This window comes from Streptomyces sp. NPDC004134 (genome assembly GCF_042874195.1).
In the GTDB taxonomy this organism is placed as follows: domain Bacteria; phylum Actinomycetota; class Actinomycetes; order Streptomycetales; family Streptomycetaceae; genus Streptomyces.
The window spans coordinates 81075-98954 of record NZ_JBIAMS010000031.1 but is presented as its reverse complement, the minus strand read 5'-3'; the positions used below and the strand labels follow the sequence as shown (position 1 = coordinate 98954).

At 74.3% G+C, this 17880-nt stretch carries 10 protein-coding genes; 8 read left to right on the top strand and 2 right to left on the bottom strand.

What is annotated here, in order from left to right:
• Window positions 1-101: 101 nt before the first annotated feature.
• Window positions 102-2945, top strand: a complete 2844-nt coding sequence (secA, locus tag ACFYVJ_RS30410; RefSeq protein WP_388898251.1) for a preprotein translocase subunit SecA — start codon at window positions 102-104, stop codon at window positions 2943-2945.
• A gap of 57 nt (window positions 2946-3002) precedes the next feature.
• Here secA and ACFYVJ_RS30405 read toward each other — a convergent pair whose 3' ends face one another.
• Window positions 3003-3533 (bottom strand): Rv3235 family protein, encoded by a 531-nt coding sequence (locus tag ACFYVJ_RS30405; protein WP_388898248.1) that lies wholly within the window; start codon window positions 3531-3533, stop codon window positions 3003-3005.
• Between the two features lie 425 nt (window positions 3534-3958).
• Between ACFYVJ_RS30405 and ACFYVJ_RS30400 the strand changes: the two genes are divergently transcribed.
• The 7 genes from ACFYVJ_RS30400 to ACFYVJ_RS30370 all read left to right on the top strand — a co-directional run bounded on the left by ACFYVJ_RS30400 (window position 3959) and on the right by ACFYVJ_RS30370 (window position 16233).
• Entirely contained in the window at window positions 3959-4471 is a 513-nt protein-coding gene (locus ACFYVJ_RS30400) for a DUF6912 family protein (RefSeq protein WP_125935073.1), read from the top strand.
• A gap of 73 nt (window positions 4472-4544) precedes the next feature.
• Complete coding sequence (locus ACFYVJ_RS30395) at window positions 4545-5198, top strand: HAD family hydrolase (RefSeq protein WP_388898245.1); 654 nt, start codon at window positions 4545-4547, stop codon at window positions 5196-5198.
• Window positions 5199-5736: 538 nt separating this feature from the next.
• Window positions 5737-10770 carry an NAD-glutamate dehydrogenase gene (locus ACFYVJ_RS30390; protein WP_388898242.1) on the top strand — a complete coding sequence of 1678 codons (5034 nt, stop codon included), beginning with the start codon at window positions 5737-5739 and terminating at the stop codon, window positions 10768-10770.
• Window positions 10771-10833: 63 nt separating this feature from the next.
• Entirely contained in the window at window positions 10834-12411 is a 1578-nt protein-coding gene (locus ACFYVJ_RS30385; RefSeq protein WP_388898239.1) for a stealth conserved region 3 domain-containing protein, read from the top strand.
• A complete protein-coding gene (locus ACFYVJ_RS30380; protein WP_388898236.1) occupies window positions 12408-13436 on the top strand; it encodes a hypothetical protein in 1029 nt (342 codons plus the stop codon). Before ACFYVJ_RS30385 ends, ACFYVJ_RS30380 begins: the two co-directional genes overlap by 4 nt.
• Window positions 13433-15043 carry a hypothetical protein gene (locus ACFYVJ_RS30375; RefSeq protein WP_388898234.1) on the top strand — a complete coding sequence of 537 codons (1611 nt, stop codon included), beginning with the start codon at window positions 13433-13435 and terminating at the stop codon, window positions 15041-15043. Before ACFYVJ_RS30380 ends, ACFYVJ_RS30375 begins: the two co-directional genes overlap by 4 nt.
• Entirely contained in the window at window positions 15040-16233 is a 1194-nt protein-coding gene (locus ACFYVJ_RS30370) for a glycosyltransferase (RefSeq protein ID WP_388898231.1), read from the top strand. Before ACFYVJ_RS30375 ends, ACFYVJ_RS30370 begins: the two co-directional genes overlap by 4 nt.
• Before the next feature lie 61 nt (window positions 16234-16294).
• Here the strand turns inward: ACFYVJ_RS30370 and ACFYVJ_RS30365 are convergent, their stop codons facing one another.
• On the bottom strand, window positions 16295-17842 hold the full coding sequence (locus ACFYVJ_RS30365; protein ID WP_388898228.1) for an oligosaccharide flippase family protein: 1548 nt from the start codon (window positions 17840-17842) through the stop codon (window positions 16295-16297).
• Window positions 17843-17880 lie beyond the last annotated feature (38 nt).

The following is a 17880-nucleotide window of genomic DNA, read 5'->3' as shown; positions in this document are numbered from 1 at the left end:
CGGCCGTGGGCTCCGCGAGGCCCGAGAGGAGCCCCAGAGGACAGGGGCCGCACCAGCGCACCCGACCGTGCCAGGCCCGACCGGCAAGGAGCCAGCCCAAAGTGTCCGTCTTCGGAAAGATCATGCGCGCAGGCGAAGGAAAGATCCTGCGCAAGCTCAACCGCATCGCGGACCAGGTCAACTCCATCGAAGAGGACTTCACCGACCTCTCCGATGCCGAGCTGCGCGCACTGACCGAGGAATACAAGCAGCGCTACGAGGACGGCGAGTCCCTCGACGACATCCTGCCCGAGGCGTTCGCCACCGTGCGCGAGGCGGCCCACCGCATCCTCGGCGAGCGCCACTACGACGTCCAGATCATGGGCGGCGCGGCGCTGCACGAGGGCTACGTGGCCGAGATGAAGACCGGCGAGGGCAAGACCCTGGTCGGCACCCTGCCCGCGTATCTGAACGCGATCTCCGGCAAGGGCGTGCACATCGTCACGGTCAACGACTACCTCGCCCAGCGCGACTCCGAGTGGATGGGCCGCGTCCACCGCTTCCTGGGCCTCTCGGTCGGCTGCATCCTCGCCAACATGCCGCCGGCGCAGCGCCGCGAGCAGTACAAGTGCGACATCACCTACGGGACGAACAACGAGTTCGGCTTCGACTACCTCCGCGACAACATGGCGTGGTCGAAGGACGAGCTGGTGCAGCGCGGCCACAACTTCGCGATCGTCGACGAGGTCGACTCCATCCTCATCGACGAGGCCCGTACGCCACTGATCATCTCCGGCCCCGCCGACCAGGCCACCAAGTGGTACGCCGACTTCGCCAAGCTGGTCACCCGGCTGACCAAGGGCGAGCCGGGCGACCCGCGCCTGGGCAAGCAGGAGACCGGCGACTACGACGTGGACGAGAAGAAGCGGACCGTCGCCATCCATGAGGCGGGCGTCGCCAAGGTGGAGAACTACCTGGGCATCGACAACCTCTACGAGTCCGTGAACACCCCCCTGGTCGGCTATCTGAACAACGCCATCAAGGCCAAGGAGCTGTTCAAGAAGGACAAGGACTACGTCGTCATGAACGGCGAAGTCATGATCGTCGACGAGCACACGGGCCGTATCCTCGCGGGGCGCCGCTACAACGAGGGCATGCACCAGGCGATCGAGGCCAAAGAGGGCGTCGACATCAAGGACGAGAACCAGACGCTCGCCACGATCACCCTGCAGAACTTCTTCCGCCTCTACAAGCGCCACGACCGCGACGGCAAGGAAGAGCCGGGCCTGGCCGGCATGACCGGTACGGCCATGACCGAGGCCGCCGAGTTCCAGCAGATCTACAAGCTCGGCGTGGTGCCCATCCCCACCAACCGGCCGCTGGCGCGCATGGACCAGTCCGACCTGATCTACCGGACCGAAGAGGCGAAGTTCAACGCCGTCGTCGACGACATCGAGGAGAAGTACAAGAAGGGCCAGCCGGTGCTGGTCGGCACGACCTCGGTGGCGAAGTCCGAGTACCTCTCGCAGCAGCTCAACAAGCGCGGCGTGCAGCACGAGGTGCTCAACGCCAAGCAGCACGACCGCGAGGCCATCATCGTCGCCCAGGCCGGCCGCCGGGGCGCGATCACCGTCGCCACGAACATGGCCGGCCGCGGCACCGACATCAAGCTCGGCGGCAACCCCGACGACCTCGCCGAGGCCGACCTGCGCCAGCAGGGCCTGGACCCGGTCGAGCACGCCGAGCAGTGGGCGGCGGGGCTGCCGGCCGCGCTGGAGAAGGCGGAGGCGGCGGTCAAGGCCGAGTACGAGGAGGTCAAGGACCTCGGCGGGCTGTACGTGCTGGGCACCGAGCGGCACGAGTCGCGGCGTATCGACAACCAGTTGCGCGGCCGCTCCGGCCGTCAGGGCGACCCCGGCGAGTCCCGCTTCTACCTCTCCCTCGGCGACGACCTGATGCGCCTCTTCAAGGCGCAGTTGGTGGAGCGCGTCATGTCGATGGCCAACGTGCCGGACGACGTGCCGATCGAGAACAAGATGGTCACCCGCGCCATCGCCTCGGCCCAGTCGCAGGTCGAGCAGCAGAACTTCGAGACGCGCAAGAACGTCCTGAAGTACGACGAGGTCATGAACCGCCAGCGCGAGGTCATCTACGGCGAGCGCAAGCGGGTGCTGGAGGGCGAGGACCTGCACGAGCAGGTACGCCACTTCATGGACGACACCATCGACGCCTACATCCAGGCCGAGACCGTCGAGGGCTTCGCCGAGGAGTGGGACCTCGACCGGCTGTGGCGGGCCTTCAAGCAGCTCTACCCCGTCTCCGTGACGGTCGACGAGCTGGAGGAGGCCGCGGGCGACCGGGCGGGCATCACGCCCGAGTTCATCGAGGACATGGTCAAGGAGGACGTCCGCGCGCAGTACGACAAGCGCGAGGAGCAGCTCGGCTCGGAGATCATGCGCGAGCTGGAGCGCCGCGTCGTGCTGTCGGTGCTGGACCGCAAGTGGCGTGAGCACCTCTACGAGATGGACTACCTCCAGGAGGGAATCCAACTGCGCGCGATGGCGCAGAAGGACCCGCTGGTGGAGTTCCAGCGCGAGGGCTTCGACATGTTCAACGCCATGATGGACGGCATCAAGGAGGAGTCCGTCGGCTACCTGTTCAACCTGGAGGTCCAGGTCGAGCAGCAGGTCGAGGAGGTCCCGGTGCAGGACGCGGCGCCCGCCGACGCCGCGCCGCAGGACGCGACCCCGGCCCCGGCGATCCTCGCCAAGGGCCTCGACCAGCCGCAGCGCCCCGACCGGCTGCACTTCTCCGCCCCCACGGCGGAGGGCGGCGTCGAGGAGGGCGAGCTGGCCACCGACGGCGCCCAGGCCGCCACCTCCGGCGGCTCCGGCGACGGCCGCACCCGCGCGGAGCGCCGCAAGGCCCAGAAGGGCGGCTCGAAGGGCAAGCGGCGCAAGAAGTGATGCCGTAGTACGTCATCGCACGGCGGGGCCGGTCCGGGAGGACCGGCCCCGCCGTCGTCATGCGGTCCCCTCCGGGCTCGGGGCCATTTCGACCGCGGCGCAGCGCCAGCGGTGGTCGGGGCCCAGTTCCAGGCGGAAGGCCAGGGCGCGGAGCCGGTCGCCCACGGCGATGCGGGCGAAGCCCTCGATGGCGTCGGGCGCGGGGCGGCAGTAGCCGCAGGCCCGCAGTTCCGGGCGGGGTCCTTCGCGCAGGGGCAGGTCGTCCGCGAACGCGGCGAGTTGGTCGTAGGCGCGGCCCGTGGTGTGGCCGAGGAGCCAGTGCATCGGCCGCTGGCCGCTGAGCGCGAGCATCAGCCGTTCGGCGAACCACTCGTGCGGGCGCAGCTCCGCCGGTGGGCGGCGCGCGGGCGGGCGGCCGGGGCGGCGGGTGTCGCGCCGGCCGGGCGGGGCGGTGCGGCCGCGGGGCCGCCGCGGTTTCCCGCGCGGTGGCCGGCGGGCCGGGCTCCGGCGGTGTGCCGCGTCGGATGCCGCGCCGTGCGGCGAGCGGTGCGGCGGCCCGTGCGCCGGTTCGTGTGGCCGGCCGGCCACGGCGCCCCCGGCCGGTGCGTTCCCGGCCGGTGCGTCTCCGGCCCGTTGGTTCCCAGTCCGTTGGTCCCCGGTCCGTTCGTTCCCGACTCGTTCGTTCCCGGTCCGTTCGTCGCCGGTCCCCGTGTCTGCGGCCGGCTCGTTCCGCTCCGGCCCGCCTTCCGGCCGCGTGCGTGTGGTCGTCACGCTGTCACCCCCGTGATGCGTGTGGTTCGCGATGCCCGAAGGTCTACCGGCGCGCCTCGTCACTCCGCAACGTCCCCCGCCTCCTCGCCCGGCCCCCGGAGGATTCACCCCTCCAGGTGACGCACCCCCTCCGGCGCCCGCCCGCCGCCCCGTCGCGCCTGCGACGGGGCTCGCACACGGTGGCGTCGCCGCGGGCCCGGCCGACCCACTCGGACGGGGGACCGCCGCCGTATAGTTCGCCCATGCGCGTGTACGTCCCCCTGACCCTGCCCGGCCTGGCGCGGGCACACGAGGCCGGTGAGCTGGGCCCGGCGCCGCTCGTGGCCTACGCCGTGACCCCGGCGCTGCGCGAGTGGTACGTCTCGGACAACCTCGAAGAGCTGGAGTACGCGGCCCTCACCCGCGCCGCCCAGGCGTCGCTGCGGCTGCTGGCGATCGCCCCCGCCCCCGGCGCCCCGCCGCGCCGGGTCGTGGTCGCGGTGGAGCTGCCCGAGGGCGCCGCGGCGGCCGACCCCGATCGGGGGATGGACCCGGCCGCGATCGGCGAGGTCCGGGTCGCGGCCGCCGTGCCGCTGAAGCTCGCCGCGGCGGTGCACGTGGACGCGGACGACGCGGCGGCGGACGTCGCGGCCGCCGTGGCCGCGCTGGGCGCCGCCGACGCCGGCGACGACGACGCGCGGTTCACGGTCGACGGCGCCGAGGACCACGAGCTGCTCTGGTACGGCGTACAGGAGATCGGGAACCTCGTCGGCTGAGCCGCCGGGGCCGCCCGGGATACCGGCGCGGCTCTCCGGCCCGGTTGTCAGACCGGCCGGTTACCGTTCTGGGGTGCGTACACACCTCGTCTGGGACTGGAACGGCACTCTCTTCCACGACATCCACGCCGTGATAGAGGCGACGAACGCCTCCTTCACCGAGCTGGGCCTGCCGCCCATCACGCTGGAGCGCTATCGCGAGCTGTACTGCGTTCCGGTGCCGCGGTTCTACGAGCGGCTGCTGGGCCGGCTGCCGACGGCCGAGGAGTGGGAGATCATGGACGAGACCTTCCACCGGCACTACTGGGTGCGCGCCGAGGCGGCCGCCCTCGCCGACGGCGCGGCGGAGCTGCTGGCGCAGCGGCGGGCCGCGGGCCAGACGCAGTCGCTGTGCTCCCTCGCGCCGCACGAGCAACTGCTGCCGATGGTGCGTTCGCACGGCATCGCGGACCACTTCGTACGGATCGACGGCCGCACCGGCCCGTCCGACAGCGGGAAGGCCACGCACATGGTGCGCCACCTCGGCGCGCTCCAGGGCATAGACCCGGCCCGTACGGTCGTGATCGGGGACGCGGTGGACGACGCCACGGCCGCGCGGCACGCGGGGGTACGGGCCGTGCTCTACACCGGCGGTTCGCACAGCCGCGCGAGCCTGGAGGCCGCGGGCGTCCCGGTGGTGGACAGCCTGGCGGAGGCGGTCGCGGCGGCGGACGAGCTGGCGGCGTAACGCGCCCCGGGCGGCCCGTCCGGCACCGGGCCGCACCCCTCGCTCATACGCTCCGATGGTGACGTTCGCCACCTCCCGGCACGCCGGACCCAACAGGGCCATACGGAAGGCTTTAGTCCAGGTGAAGGACGCTCCGCAGGCTGGAGAAGCTGTGCGGATCGTCAAAGAACGGGGGCTGCGTTTGTACACATTCGGCCGTGGACGGCGCCCAGCCCCTAGGGGATAGCCTGGTGGGCGTGATCAGCCCGATATCTCATGGGGGCGACGGAGGCGGGGCCCGCGGGGCCACCACCGCGCCCCTCCCGGCGTCGGTCGGCGCCGGGGACCCCGACGGGGGGACGGCTGATCGGCGAAACCGGTGCCGCCGCCCGATGATGGCCGGAAGCGGACCGATGAGTTTCCCGTTCCGGCACGATGCCGCGCAGGGCCCGGAGGCATCCGGGCCGCGGTGCCGTGCCCGCTCGTCAGCAAGGGCCGGGGAACACTCCCGGCCCACAAGAACCGTCACGCAACGGCGCGCGACAGGAGCCTGAGGACCATGCAGATCAAGCTGGCTGAAGCCAAGAACGAGCTGCTCGCGCGGGCCGCGCGGGTGGACGGGACGGGTGAGGGGGGATTGCCTCCCGAGACCCTCGACGCGTACCTCCAGCGCTATTACCTGCATACCGCGCCCGAGGATCTGCTCGGCCGTGACCCGGTCGACGTCTTCGGCGCCGCGCTCTCCCACTACCGCCTGGCTCAGAACCGCCCGCAGGGCACCGCCAACGTGCGGGTGCACACGCCCACGGTCGAGGAGAACGGCTGGACGTCCAGTCACAGTGTCGTCGAAGTAGTAATGGACGATATGCCGTTTTTGGTGGACTCCGTCACCAATGAGCTGTCTCGCCAGGGGCGCGGCATTCATCTGGTGATCCATCCGCAGATCGTCGTCCGCCGGGACGTCACCGGCAAGCTGCTGGAGGTCCTGGACGCCGGCCGCGACCCGAACGCCTCGCCGCCGTACGCCCGCGGCCTCGAAGACCTGCCGCACGACGCCGTCATCGAGTCCTGGATCCACGTCGAGATCGACCGCGAGTCCGACCGCGCGGACCTCAAGCAGATCACCGCCGACCTGATGCGGGTGCTGTCCGACGCCCGCGAGGCCGTCGAGGACTGGCAGAAGATGCGCGACTCCGCGCTGCGCATCGCCGACGACCTCGACGAGGAGCCGCTGCCGGACGACATGCCCACGCAGGAGGTCGAGGAGGCCAGGGAGCTGCTGCGCTGGCTCGCCGCCGACCACTTCACCTTCCTGGGCTACCGGGAGTACCGCCTGACGGTCAACAGCGACGGCGAGGAGCTGACCGCCGTCCCCGGCACCGGTCTCGGCATCCTGCGCGCCGACCCGTCGCACGCCGCGTTCGCCAAGGACGACGGCAAGCCGCAGCCGGCCTCCGAGTCCTTCCACCGGCTGCCCGCCGACGTGCGCGCGAAGGCCCGTGAGCACCGCATGCTGGTGCTCACCAAGGCCAACAGCCGCGCCACCGTGCACCGCCCGGCCTACCTCGACTACGTCGGCGTGAAGAAGTTCGACGCCGAGGGCAACGTCGTCGGCGAGCGGCGCTTCCTCGGCCTGTTCTCCTCCGCCGCGTACACCGAGTCCGTACGCCGCGTGCCCGTGGTCCGCCGCAAGGTCGCCGAGGTCCTCAGCCGGGCCGGCTTCACGCCCAACAGCCACGACGGCCGCGACCTGCTGCAGATCCTGGAGACGTACCCCCGCGACGAGCTGTTCCAGATCCCCGTCGCGGAGCTGCAGTCCATCGTCATCAGCGTGCTGTACCTCCAGGAGCGCCGGCGGCTGCGGCTGTTCCTCCGGCAGGAGGAGTACGGGCGCTACTATTCGGCGCTCGTCTACCTGCCGCGCGACCGCTACACCACCTCCGTGCGGCTGCGGCTCGTCGACATCCTCAAGGAGGAGCTGGGCGGCACCTCCGTCGACTTCACCGCCTGGAACACCGAGTCGGTCCTGTCCCGGCTGCACTTCGTCGTCCGCGTCGACCCCGGCACCGGGCTGCGCGAGCTGACCGAGACCGACGTCCACCGCATCGAGAACCGCCTCGCGGACGCCTCCCGTTCCTGGAACGACGGCTTCACCGAGGCGCTGGTCGCCGAGTTCGGCGAGGAGCGCGCCGCCGAGCTGGCGCACCGTTACGCCGGCGCCTTCCCCGAGGGGTACAAGGAGGACTTCGCGCCCCGCGCGGCCGTCTCCGACCTCCAGCACTTCGAGAAGCTCAGCGCGCGCGGCGGCGCCGCCAAGTTCGCCCTCAGCCTCTACGAGCCGGTGGGCGCCGCGCCCAACGAGCGCCGGCTGAAGGTGTACGGGGCGGGCGCGCCGTTCTCGCTGACCCGCGTGCTGCCCGTGCTGCACAACCTCGGCGTCGAGGTCACCGAGGAGCGGCCGTACGTGCTGCGCTGCGGCGGCGGCGTCACCGACGCGTGGGTCTCGGACTTCGGGCTGGTGTTCCCGCCGTCGCAGAACGGCGGCGGCCTCGAGGTCGGCGAGGACGCGCGCGAGCGCTTCCAGGAGACGTTCGCCGCGGTGTGGAACGGCGAGGCGGAGGACGACGGGCTCAACTCCCTCGTGCCCGTCGCCGGGCTGACGTGGCGGCAGGCGATGGTGCTGCGCGCGTACGCCCGCTATCTGCGCCAGGCCGGCTCGAAGTTCAGCCCGGCGTACATGGAGGACACCCTCCGTACCAACGTGCACACCACCCGGCTGCTGGTGAGCCTCTTCGAGGCGCGCATGGCACCGGAGCGGCAGCACGCCGGGCGGGAGCTGACGGACGGCATCCTGGAGGAGCTGAACGGCGCGCTGGACCAGGTGGCCTCGCTCGACGAGGACCGCATCCTGCGCTCGTTCCTCACCGTCATCCAGGCCACGCTGCGGACCAACTACTTCCAGCACGACGGCGACGGGAAGTCCTGGCACTCGTACCTGTCGCTGAAGCTCGACCCGCAGGCCATCCCCGGACTGCCCGAGCCGCGCCCGGAGTACGAGATCTGGGTGTACTCGCCGCGCGTCGAGGGCGTGCACCTGCGCTTCGGCAAGGTCGCGCGCGGCGGGCTGCGCTGGTCCGACCGGCGCGAGGACTTCCGCACCGAGATCCTGGGCCTGGTCAAGGCGCAGGAGGTGAAGAACACCGTCATCGTCCCGGCCGGCGCCAAGGGCGGCTTCGTCGGCAAGCGGCTGCCGGACCCGTCGGCGGACCGGGATGCCTGGCTGGCCGAAGGCATCGCCTGCTACAAGACGTTCATCTACGGCATGCTCGACATCACCGACAACCTCGTCGGCGGCGAGGTCGTGCACCCCAAGAACGTCGTCCGGCACGACGAGGACGACACGTACCTGGTCGTCGCCGCCGACAAGGGCACCGCGACCTTCTCCGACATCGCCAACGAGGTCGCCGTCTCGTACGACTTCTGGCTCGGCGACGCGTTCGCCTCCGGCGGCTCCGCGGGCTACGACCACAAGGGCATGGGCATCACCGCCCGCGGCGCCTGGGAGTCGGTCAAGCGGCACTTCCGCGAGCTGGGCGTGGACTGCCAGACGGAGGACTTCACCGCCGTCGGCATCGGCGACATGTCGGGTGACGTCTTCGGCAACGGGATGCTGCTCAGCGAGCACACCCGGCTGATCGCCGCGTTCGATCACCGCCACATCATCGTCGACCCCGACCCGGACCCGGCCGTCTCCTACGCCGAGCGCCGCCGGCTCTTCGAGCTGCCGCGCTCCTCCTGGGAGGACTACGACACCCGCAAGCTCTCCGAGGGCGGCGGGGTGTTCTCCCGCAAGGCCAAGGCGATCCCGGTGAACGCGAAGATGCGCCGGGCGCTCGGGATCCGCGACGGCGCCGCGAAGATGACGCCGGCCGAGCTGATGAAGGCGATCCTCCAGGCGCCGGTCGACCTGCTGTGGAACGGCGGCATCGGTACGTACGTGAAGTCCTCGGCGGAGGCGCAGGCCGACGTGGGCGACCGGGCGAACGACGCGATCCGGGTGGACGGCATCGACGTACGGGCGCGGATCGTCGGCGAGGGCGGCAACCTCGGGCTCACGCAGCTCGGCCGGATCGAGTTCGCGCGGTTCGGCGGGCCCGGGGGTACCGCCCACGAGCGCGAAGCGCTCAGTGGGGGAGGCAAGGGCGGCAAGATCAACACCGACGCGATCGACAACAGCGCCGGCGTGGACACGTCCGACCACGAAGTGAACATCAAGATCCTGCTCAACCAGGTCATCGGCGACGGCGACATGACCGTCAAGCAGCGCAACAAGCTGCTGGGGGAGATGACCGACGAGGTCGCCGCGCTGGTGCTGCGCAACAACTACGCGCAGAACACCGCCCTGGCCAACGCCGTCGCGCAAGCCCCCAGCCTGCTCCAGGCCCACCACCGGTACATGCGCAAGCTGAGCAAGGAGGGCGCGCTCGACCGGGACCTGGAGTTCCTGCCCGGCGAGAAGCAGGTGCGGGAGCGCCTCACCGCGGGCCTGGGCCTCACCCAGCCCGAGCTGGCGGTGCTGCTGGGCTACACGAAGATCACCACGGCGGAGAACCTGGTCGCCACCGGGCTGCCCGACGACCCGTATCTGGAGCGGCTGCTGTTCGCGTACTTCCCGCAGCCGCTGCGCGACCGCTTCCCCGACCAGATCCGCGCGCACGCGCTGCGCCGCGAGATCGTCACCACCGTGCTGGTCAACGACACGGTCAACACCGGCGGTACGACGTTCGTGCACCGGCTGAAGGAGGAGACCGGCGCGTCGACCGAGGAGATCGTACGGGCGCACACCGCGGCCCGCGCGATCTTCCACCTCGGCGACTTCTGGGACGAGGTCGAGACCCTCGACAACGTCATCGCCGCCGACATCCAGACCCGGATCCGGCTGCACTCCCGCCGGCTGGTCGAGCGCGCCACCCGCTGGCTGCTCAACAACCGGCCGCAGCCGCTGCAACTCGGCGAGACGATCGACTTCTTCAGCGAGCGCATCGGGCAGGTCTGGGCGGCGCTGCCGAAGCTGCTGCGCGGCACGGACCTGGAGTGGTACGAGCGCAACCAGAACGAGCTGACCGACAACGGCGTCCCGGCCGAGCTGGCGCAGCGGGTGGCCACGTTCTCGGCGGCGTTCCCGGCGATGGACATCGTCGCGGTCGCCGACCGCACCGGGCACGAGCCGCTGGACGTCGCGGAGGTGTACTACGACCTCGGCGACCGGCTGCACATCAGCAACCTGATGGACCGCATCGTGGAACTCCCGCGGGCCGACAGGTGGCAGTCCATGGCCCGCGCGGCGATCCGCGAGGACCTGTACGCGGCGCACGCGCTGCTCACCGCGGCGGTGCTGTCGGCGGAGCCGGAGGCGGAGGGCGAGGCGATCACGCCGGAGCTGCGGTTCAAGACCTGGGAGGCGAAGAACACCGCGATCCTGGGGCGGGCGCGCAGCACGCTGGAGGAGATCCAGGGGTCGGAGTCGTTCGACCTGGCGAACCTGTCCGTGGCGATGCGGACGATGCGCACGCTGCTGCGGACGAACCGGTAGGAGGGCGGCGGCGCGGGGCGTTGCTCGAAGTCCGGGGCGGGCGAATGACGTAGTTTGTCCCGCATGGGGCAGACAGCCACGGATCAGCGACCGCCGCGCGTCGGCCCCGGCACGGCATCCGTCGTCGCCGCGTACCGACGCGCGCTTCCCCGCGCCGTCCGCCGCCACCTCGCCGTCCTCACCGCACCGCACCACGCCGACCGGCTCCGCGCCGCCCTCAAGGCCCGCCGCGAGCAGGCCGCCAGCGAGGCGCCCGGCCGCGTCGTCATCACCGTCGACGGCCGGCCGCGCATCGCGCATCTGCAGCGCGCGCTCTCCCCGGTGCAGGCCCGCCGCGTCGGGGTGCTCAAGGTCACCCGGGCGCTGCGGACGGCCGGTGTCCCGTACTTCGCGGTCCGGGGCCGGGCGGGCGGCCCCTCCGTCGTCGCCGTGCCCGCGGACCAGCGCCGCCGGGCGTGCCGGGCGCTGGCCCGGCTGTGCCGGGTGCAGCCCGCGTACGTGACGGTGGTGGCGGGCGCGGGCGCGGGGACGGGGTCCGGTGCGGGCACGGGGTCCGGTGCGGGGCACGGGGCCGGTCCCGCGGGGGGCGGCGCGGCCGGTGCGTACCCGCGCCTCGTGCCCGGCTACGAGCCGGGCGTCTGGCAGCAGTTGGAGAAGGCCGACGTGCTGCACCTCACCTGGTACCGCACCGAGCCGGGGCTGCGGCTCGTCATCGGCGCCGACTCCGGCTGCGAGGTGGAGTTCTGGCACGAGGACGCCACCGGTGACCGGCTGCTCGCGCCCCGCCCCGGCCGCGTCGCCGACAGCGTCCCGGCCGGTGCCACCACCGTGAAGATGACCGACCGCGGCTCCTGGGGCTGCGGCCGGCTCACGCTGCGTACCCGCGAGGAGTTCGCGCACCCGCTGCCCGAGGACGTCACGTACGCGATCGACGCGGTGTTCACCTGGACCGACCCGGAACTGCGCTACGCGCTGCGCTCCCTCGCCACCTATGCGCCCTGGCTCCGCCGCATCCACCTGCTCACCGACGACGGCGAGCCGCCGTGGCTGGACACCGCGCACCCGGGTCTCCACGTCGTCGGGCACCGCGAGGTCTTCGCCGACCCGACCGTGCTGCCGACGTCCAACCCGCGCGCCGTCGAGAGCCAACTGCACCACATCGAGGGCCTCGCCGAGCACTTCCTGTACTTCGGCGACCGCCTCTTCCTGGGCACCGAGACCGTCCCCGAGCAGTTCTTCCTCGCCAACGGCCTCACGCGGTTCTTCGTCTCGCCCGTACAGGAGCCGCTGCGGCACGCCCCGCACCCGCTGCGGCGCAGCGTGCTGTGCGAGATCGAGCGCGAGTTCGGCGACCGGCACGTGGCGACGGCCGCCCACCGCGACCCGCGCCGCGACGACCTCGCGATCCCGTCGTCGCTGTACCACCACTACGCCGCCCACACCGGCCGCGCGGCGGCCGCGACGCTGCGCTACGCGGACGTGGACCTGGCGGCGCCCGGCACGGACGCCGTGCTGCGGGGGCTGCTGGCCGCGCGGAACCGGACGGTGATCCGGGCCAGGGGCACGGGGGCGCCGGGTCTCCTGGGGGCGTTCCTGGAGGCGTACTTCCCGGTGCCGAGCGCGTACGAGCTGCCGGGGTGAGGGCGGCGGCGGGCTGTCTGGACGCCGAGCACCTGTCGGTGCTGGACGGGCGGACGCTGAACGTGTGCGTGCGGCTGCCGGCGGGCGGGGCGGGCCGGTCGGGGGCGTGGCTGCGGGTGGCGGGCCGGGCGCGGCCGCTGGAGGTGGCGGGGGAGCGGGCGTTCGGGACGTACGTGCTGGAGCCGGAGGTCTCGGACGGGGCCGGCACGGGGCGGCGGAGGGGCGCAGGGGCGGGGCACGGTCTTGACGTGATCGCGGTGCGGGAGGGGGACGCGCGGGAGTTGGGCGTCGAGCTGGCGGTGGGCGGCCGGCGGCGCCGGGGGTACGGGCTGAGGGCAGCGACGGGCGGGGTGCCGGTGGCGGCGGCGGGCTTCGCCGCGGATCCGGGCGCCGGGTCGGCGGCGGGGCCGACACTTCTCGATCCGCCGCATCCCGACGGGTGGCGGATCACCTTCGCGGCATCAGGGGACGGGGGCGCCGTCGCGCTGCGGGTGGTGCGGTTGCCGCCGCATGCGGAGGTGGAGCGGGTGGAGACGGGCTGGACGGAGCTGGCGGTGCACGGACGGGTGGTGGGGCCGGCGGATGCGCCCCCGGTGGGGCGGTGGACCGTCCGGCTGCCCCGGTCGCGGGCCGCGGAGGACGCGCGGCGCGGACCCGCCCCGGCGGGCGGCGGGGAGTTCGGGTGCGAACTCGTGGGGCGCGGCGAAGCCGGGGGCGTGTGTGCGCTGCCGGTGGCCGACGGCGGGGGCGGGCGGTTCGTGGCCCGGGTCGGAGGTGCCGAGCTGACGCGGGTGGCCGGGTGGAGCGGCGAGCGGGAGTGGGAGGTACGGGTACGGGCCGCCGGGTACGCGGCCGCGCTCCCGGTGGGGCGGTTGCTCGGCGACGTCGCCGACCCCGGGCGCGTACACCGGCTGCCGAACCGTTTGCTCATCGCCGACTCCGGCGCCGTCGTCCGGATCGCCCCGCGGTACACCGCCGCCGGCCGGCTGGTCGTCGTCACCGAGGCCGTGGGGGAGGCCCGGTGAGGATCACGTTCCTGGCGGACCCCGCCGCCGCGGCCCAGGACGGTGTCGTACGGAGCCTCGCGGCACACCACGACGTGGCGTTCGCCGCCGATCCCGGCCCTGCCACGCTGCGCACGCTCGACGCCGACGTCCTCGTCACCGCCGCCCCCGGCCTCGTACCCGCCGTCCGCGCCCACGCTCCCGCCCGCACCCTCACCGTCCACCGCGCCCCCCGCCCCGGCCACCCGCCGCCGCCCGGCGCGCCGGAGCTGGACGCGGTGGTCGTACCGGCGGAGGCCGACCGGGCGGCGTACGAGGCGGAGTTGGGCCCGGCGGCGCCGCGCGTCGCGGCCATCCCCGACGACGCGCACGCCGCCGGGCGCTGGCACGCCCTCCTGACCGAACTGGCCGCGCTTCGCGACGACGAACCCCGCCGCCAGCGCGACCGCGCCGACCGCGCCGCCTTCCACCGCGCCGCGACCCTCCCCGCCGGGCCGCCCCGCTCCCTGCCGCCACACCCCGCGCCCGCGCCCGCCTCCGCGCCCGCGCCCGCCTCCGCGCCCGCGGACGCCGAGCGGCGGCGGTGGGAGGAGGCGGTACGGGCCGCAGGGAGCGGGGGCGGCGGGCGACTCGTGCGGGCGGCGGGGCAGTTGGCGGAGGTACGGGACGACCTCCTCGCCGCCGACGCGTATGCCGCCAGCCTGCGCCTCGCCGCGGACGCGCTGGAGGCGGCCGACGTGCCGTACCTCCTGCTGCGCGACCCCGACGAGACCGGCCCCGGCGCCGCCCCCCGCCACCGCCTCGCCGTCGACGCGGGCCTGCGCTCGCGCACCTGCCGGGCGCTGGCCGGCGCGTACCCCGGCCAGGCCGTCTACGCCCTCTCTCCCCGCCACCCCGACGTCCCCGTCCCCGCCGAACTGCTCACCGCCGCGGGCGAACCGCCCGCGCTGCGCCTCTACCGCCCGTACCTCACCTCGGGCCGCACCCTCCGCTACGGCTCGGGCCACGGCTGCGACATCGAGTTCTGGCAGCGCCGCCACCGCGGCGGCGCGTACGCGACTCCGCTTGCCCCCACCGCGCTCGGCGCCACGCTTCCGTCGCTGGCGCCGACCGCCGTGCTGTACGTGGCCGGCCGCGCGTTCCCCACGCTCCGCGAGTTCGTCACCGACCCCCGCCCGCCCGTCGACGCCGTCTACACCACCACCGGCCCTGCGCTGCGCTACTCGCTCCGCTCCCTCGCGATGTTCGCGCCCTGGATCCGGCACACCTACGTCGTCGCGGAAACCCCGCCTCCTTGGCTGGACACCGCCCGCCCCGGCCTCGCCGTCGTCGACCGCCGCCACCCCCTCGACGCCCTCGCCACGCACGTACTGCCCCTCGCCGACGACGTGTTCCTCGGCCGCGCACTCCCCGCCGGGCGCCGCACGGGGCCGCCGCGCGTCGAGACCGCGGGCGGCCACGAGCCGCGGCGGCTCGACCGGCTGTCCGCCCGCCGCGACACCGACCTCTTCTGTCTCCGTCTCGACGGCACGCTTCCCCGAGGGGTGAAGGCGTTTCTGGAGGGGTACTTCCCGGTGCCGTCCCCTTACGAGCGCGCGGGGGCGCACGGGGAGGGCGTACGGGCGTGAGGATCGTCTTCCTGCTCTCCCGCGCCGACGAGCCGGGCGACGTGCCGCAGGCCGTCCTCACCCGGGCCGGCCACCTCGCCGCGCGCCACGACGTCGAGGTCGTCAGCGTCTTCCGCACCCGCGACCGGCCGCACGCCGTGCCCGGCCCCCGCGTCGCGCTGCGCCACCTCGTCGACCGCACCGGCCCCGTCCCCGTACCGCTGCGGCCCACCGCCCTCACCGACCGCGTCCGGCAGCGGCTCGCCGCCGCGCCCAGCGCGCTCGTCGACCCCGCCCTGGACCCGGACTTCGACGCAGTGACCGACACCGAACTCACCCTCGCCCTGCGCACCCTGGACACCGACGTCCTCGTCACGGCATCGCCCGCGCTGCTGCGCGCCGCCGCGGACCACGCCCCGGCGGAAGTGGTGCGGATCCACGACTCGCCGTGGGCGGGGAAGGGGGTGCTGCCGGCGGGGACGGGGGAGTGCGATGCGGTGGTGGTACGGACGGAAGGGGCGCGACGGCGGCTGGATGCGGCGGCGCGGGGGCCCGCGGCGCCGGGGCTTGCGGCGATTCCGTACCCGGCCCCGGACGGCTTCCGGCCGCGGTCGTCGCGTACGACGCGGACGGCGGTGCTCGCGGGCCCGCAGAACCGGGCGGACCACGCCGTCGCCGCCTTCGCGGCGGCGTCGCCGGCCGGCTCCCGCTGGCGGCTGCGGGTGTTCGGGGCGGGTCCCGAGCTGCCGCGGCTGCGCGGGCAGGTGGCGGAGCTGGGTCTGTACGAGCGGGTGGAACTGCTGGGCCCCAGCCCGTACATGGCGGCGGAGTGGGCCAAGGCGAGCCTCGCGGTGCTGCCTTCGGGGAGCGCCGGGGTGCTGGAGGCGTACGCCGCGGGGGTGCCGGCGGTCGCGTACGACGACGGCTGCGGGGCGGCGGACGTCGTACGGGACGGGGTGGACGGGCTGCTGGTGCCGCCGGACGACGTGGACGCGCTGGCGGACGCGATGGCGCGGCTGATGGCGGCGGACGCGGAGCTGCTGCACCGGCTGGGCGCCAACGCCCTTGCGGGGACCGGCCGGTTCGCGGCGGAGGGGGTGACGCGGGCGTGGGAGGAGCTGTGCGCGGAGCTGGTCGCGGTGCGCACGTACCCCCGCGGCACGGCGGAGCCGGGGGAGCCGGGGGAGCGCGCGAGCGTGCCGCCGCGCTGACGCGACGCGCGTGGGGCCGGTTGCGGACGGACCGCGCTCCGACCCGGCGCGTACGGCGGCGCTACGGGACCGGGGCACCCGCCGTGCCGCGGGGCGCCGGAGTCCTGCCGGACGTCCGGGGCCGCGGTGCGGGCGCCGGGCCCGGGCGGCGGCCGGACAGCGCCGCGGAGAGCGGCAACTGCTCGTGCAGCCCCGCGCAGAGCAGGGCCACGGGCGCGAGCGCCAGCAGACCGTAGAGCAGCGCGGGACCCGGTTCCGCCGCCGCGGAGCCGGCCAGCGTCGCCAGCGCCCCGGCCGCCGCCCCGATGCCGCCGTGCACCGCGTGCGCCCGCAGCACCTCCCGTACCCGCACCAGCCCGCACCGCCCCCACCGCGCCAACTGCAGCGCGTGCCCCGCGGCGGGACCGGCCGCCGCCGCGCAGGCCAGCAGCGGCAGGGCGGAGCCCGAGCCGCGCCACGGGAGGACGAGGGCGAGGGCGGCGGCGGTGGCGAGGAGCACCACCAGGTGCGTACCGAAGAGTTCGCGGCGGCGGCCGCGGGCGAGGTCGAGGGAGCAGCCCGCGGAGTAGACGAGGTGGAGCGCCGCCGCGGCGCAGAGCCACGGCACGAGCGCCGTCGCGGACTCCCAGCCGGGCCCGAGGAGCAGCGCCAGCGCGGCGGGCCCGGCTCCCGCCACGGCGCCGAATCCGGCGAAGGCCGCGGCGGAGGCGGCGGTGACGGCGAGGCGGGCGGTGGGCACGTCGACGCGGCGTACGGGCCGGGACGGCGGGTGGCGATCGGCCCCGCGGCCCCCGCCCGCCGCCCGGTTCGCCACCCGGCCGTACCCCGTCACCGGCACCTCGCACAGCACCCAGGCGCGCGAGTACACGCCCGCCGCGCCCGGACCCAGCAGCCCGCAGACCGCCCACAGCGGCGCGCCCGCGGCGACCAGCCGCAGCAGCCCGAACCCGGCCGCGAACCGCGAGACGCGGATCAGCGACGCGGCCTGCACCGGAGGGCCGTCCGGCAGCGGCGTACGGGACAGGAGCAGCGCCGCGGCGCCGAGCGCGACCGCCGCCGAGACCGGCAGCACGGCGGCCAGGCCGAGGGGGTTGACGCCCCCGGCGAGCAGCAGGATGCCGGTCGCGGCGCCGGCCGCCTGGCCGCCGGCGTCCGTGAGCACGACGGCGCGGGGGCGGCCCGCGCGGCGGAGCGCGGTGAGCGCGGCGTCGGCGGCGGGCCGGCAGAGGAAGGCGCAGGCGAGGAGGCGGAGGAGCGGGGTGGTGTCGGGGGTGTGCAGGAGCAGGGCGGGCAGCGGGGCGGCGAGTTGGGCGACGGCGAAGCCGGTGAGCCCGGTGATCGCGGCGAGCCGCAGCGCGGCATGGGCGGTGGGCCGGGCCGGTGGCCCGGGTCGGCGCAGGGAGGCGGCGATGGCGCTGCCGGCGAGGTGGGCGAGGAGGTGGACGGCGGTGAGGGCCACGGCGTAGGCGCCGAGGGCGGCGGGGGAGACGTGGCGGGCGGCGTAGGCGACGCAGCAGAGCTGGAGCAGCAGCCCGAAGGCGGCACCCCCCCACCGCCAGCCGCCCGCGGCCTCTTCCGCGACGTTTGTACGGGCCGCGTCCCCGTTCACGGTCGCACCGCCATGCCCCGTACGAACCGGATCCCCGC

Bases quoted from the DNA above. Each gene is read 5' to 3' on its own strand.
- ACFYVJ_RS30400 (WP_125935073.1), top strand. From the start codon at position 3,959: ATGCGCGTGTACGTCCCCCTGACCCTGCCCGGCCTGGCGCGGGCACAC.
- ACFYVJ_RS30385 (WP_388898239.1), top strand. From the start codon at position 10,834: ATGGGGCAGACAGCCACGGATCAGCGACCGCCGCGCGTCGGCCCCGGC.
- ACFYVJ_RS30390 (WP_388898242.1), top strand. From the start codon at position 5,737: ATGCAGATCAAGCTGGCTGAAGCCAAGAACGAGCTGCTCGCGCGGGCC.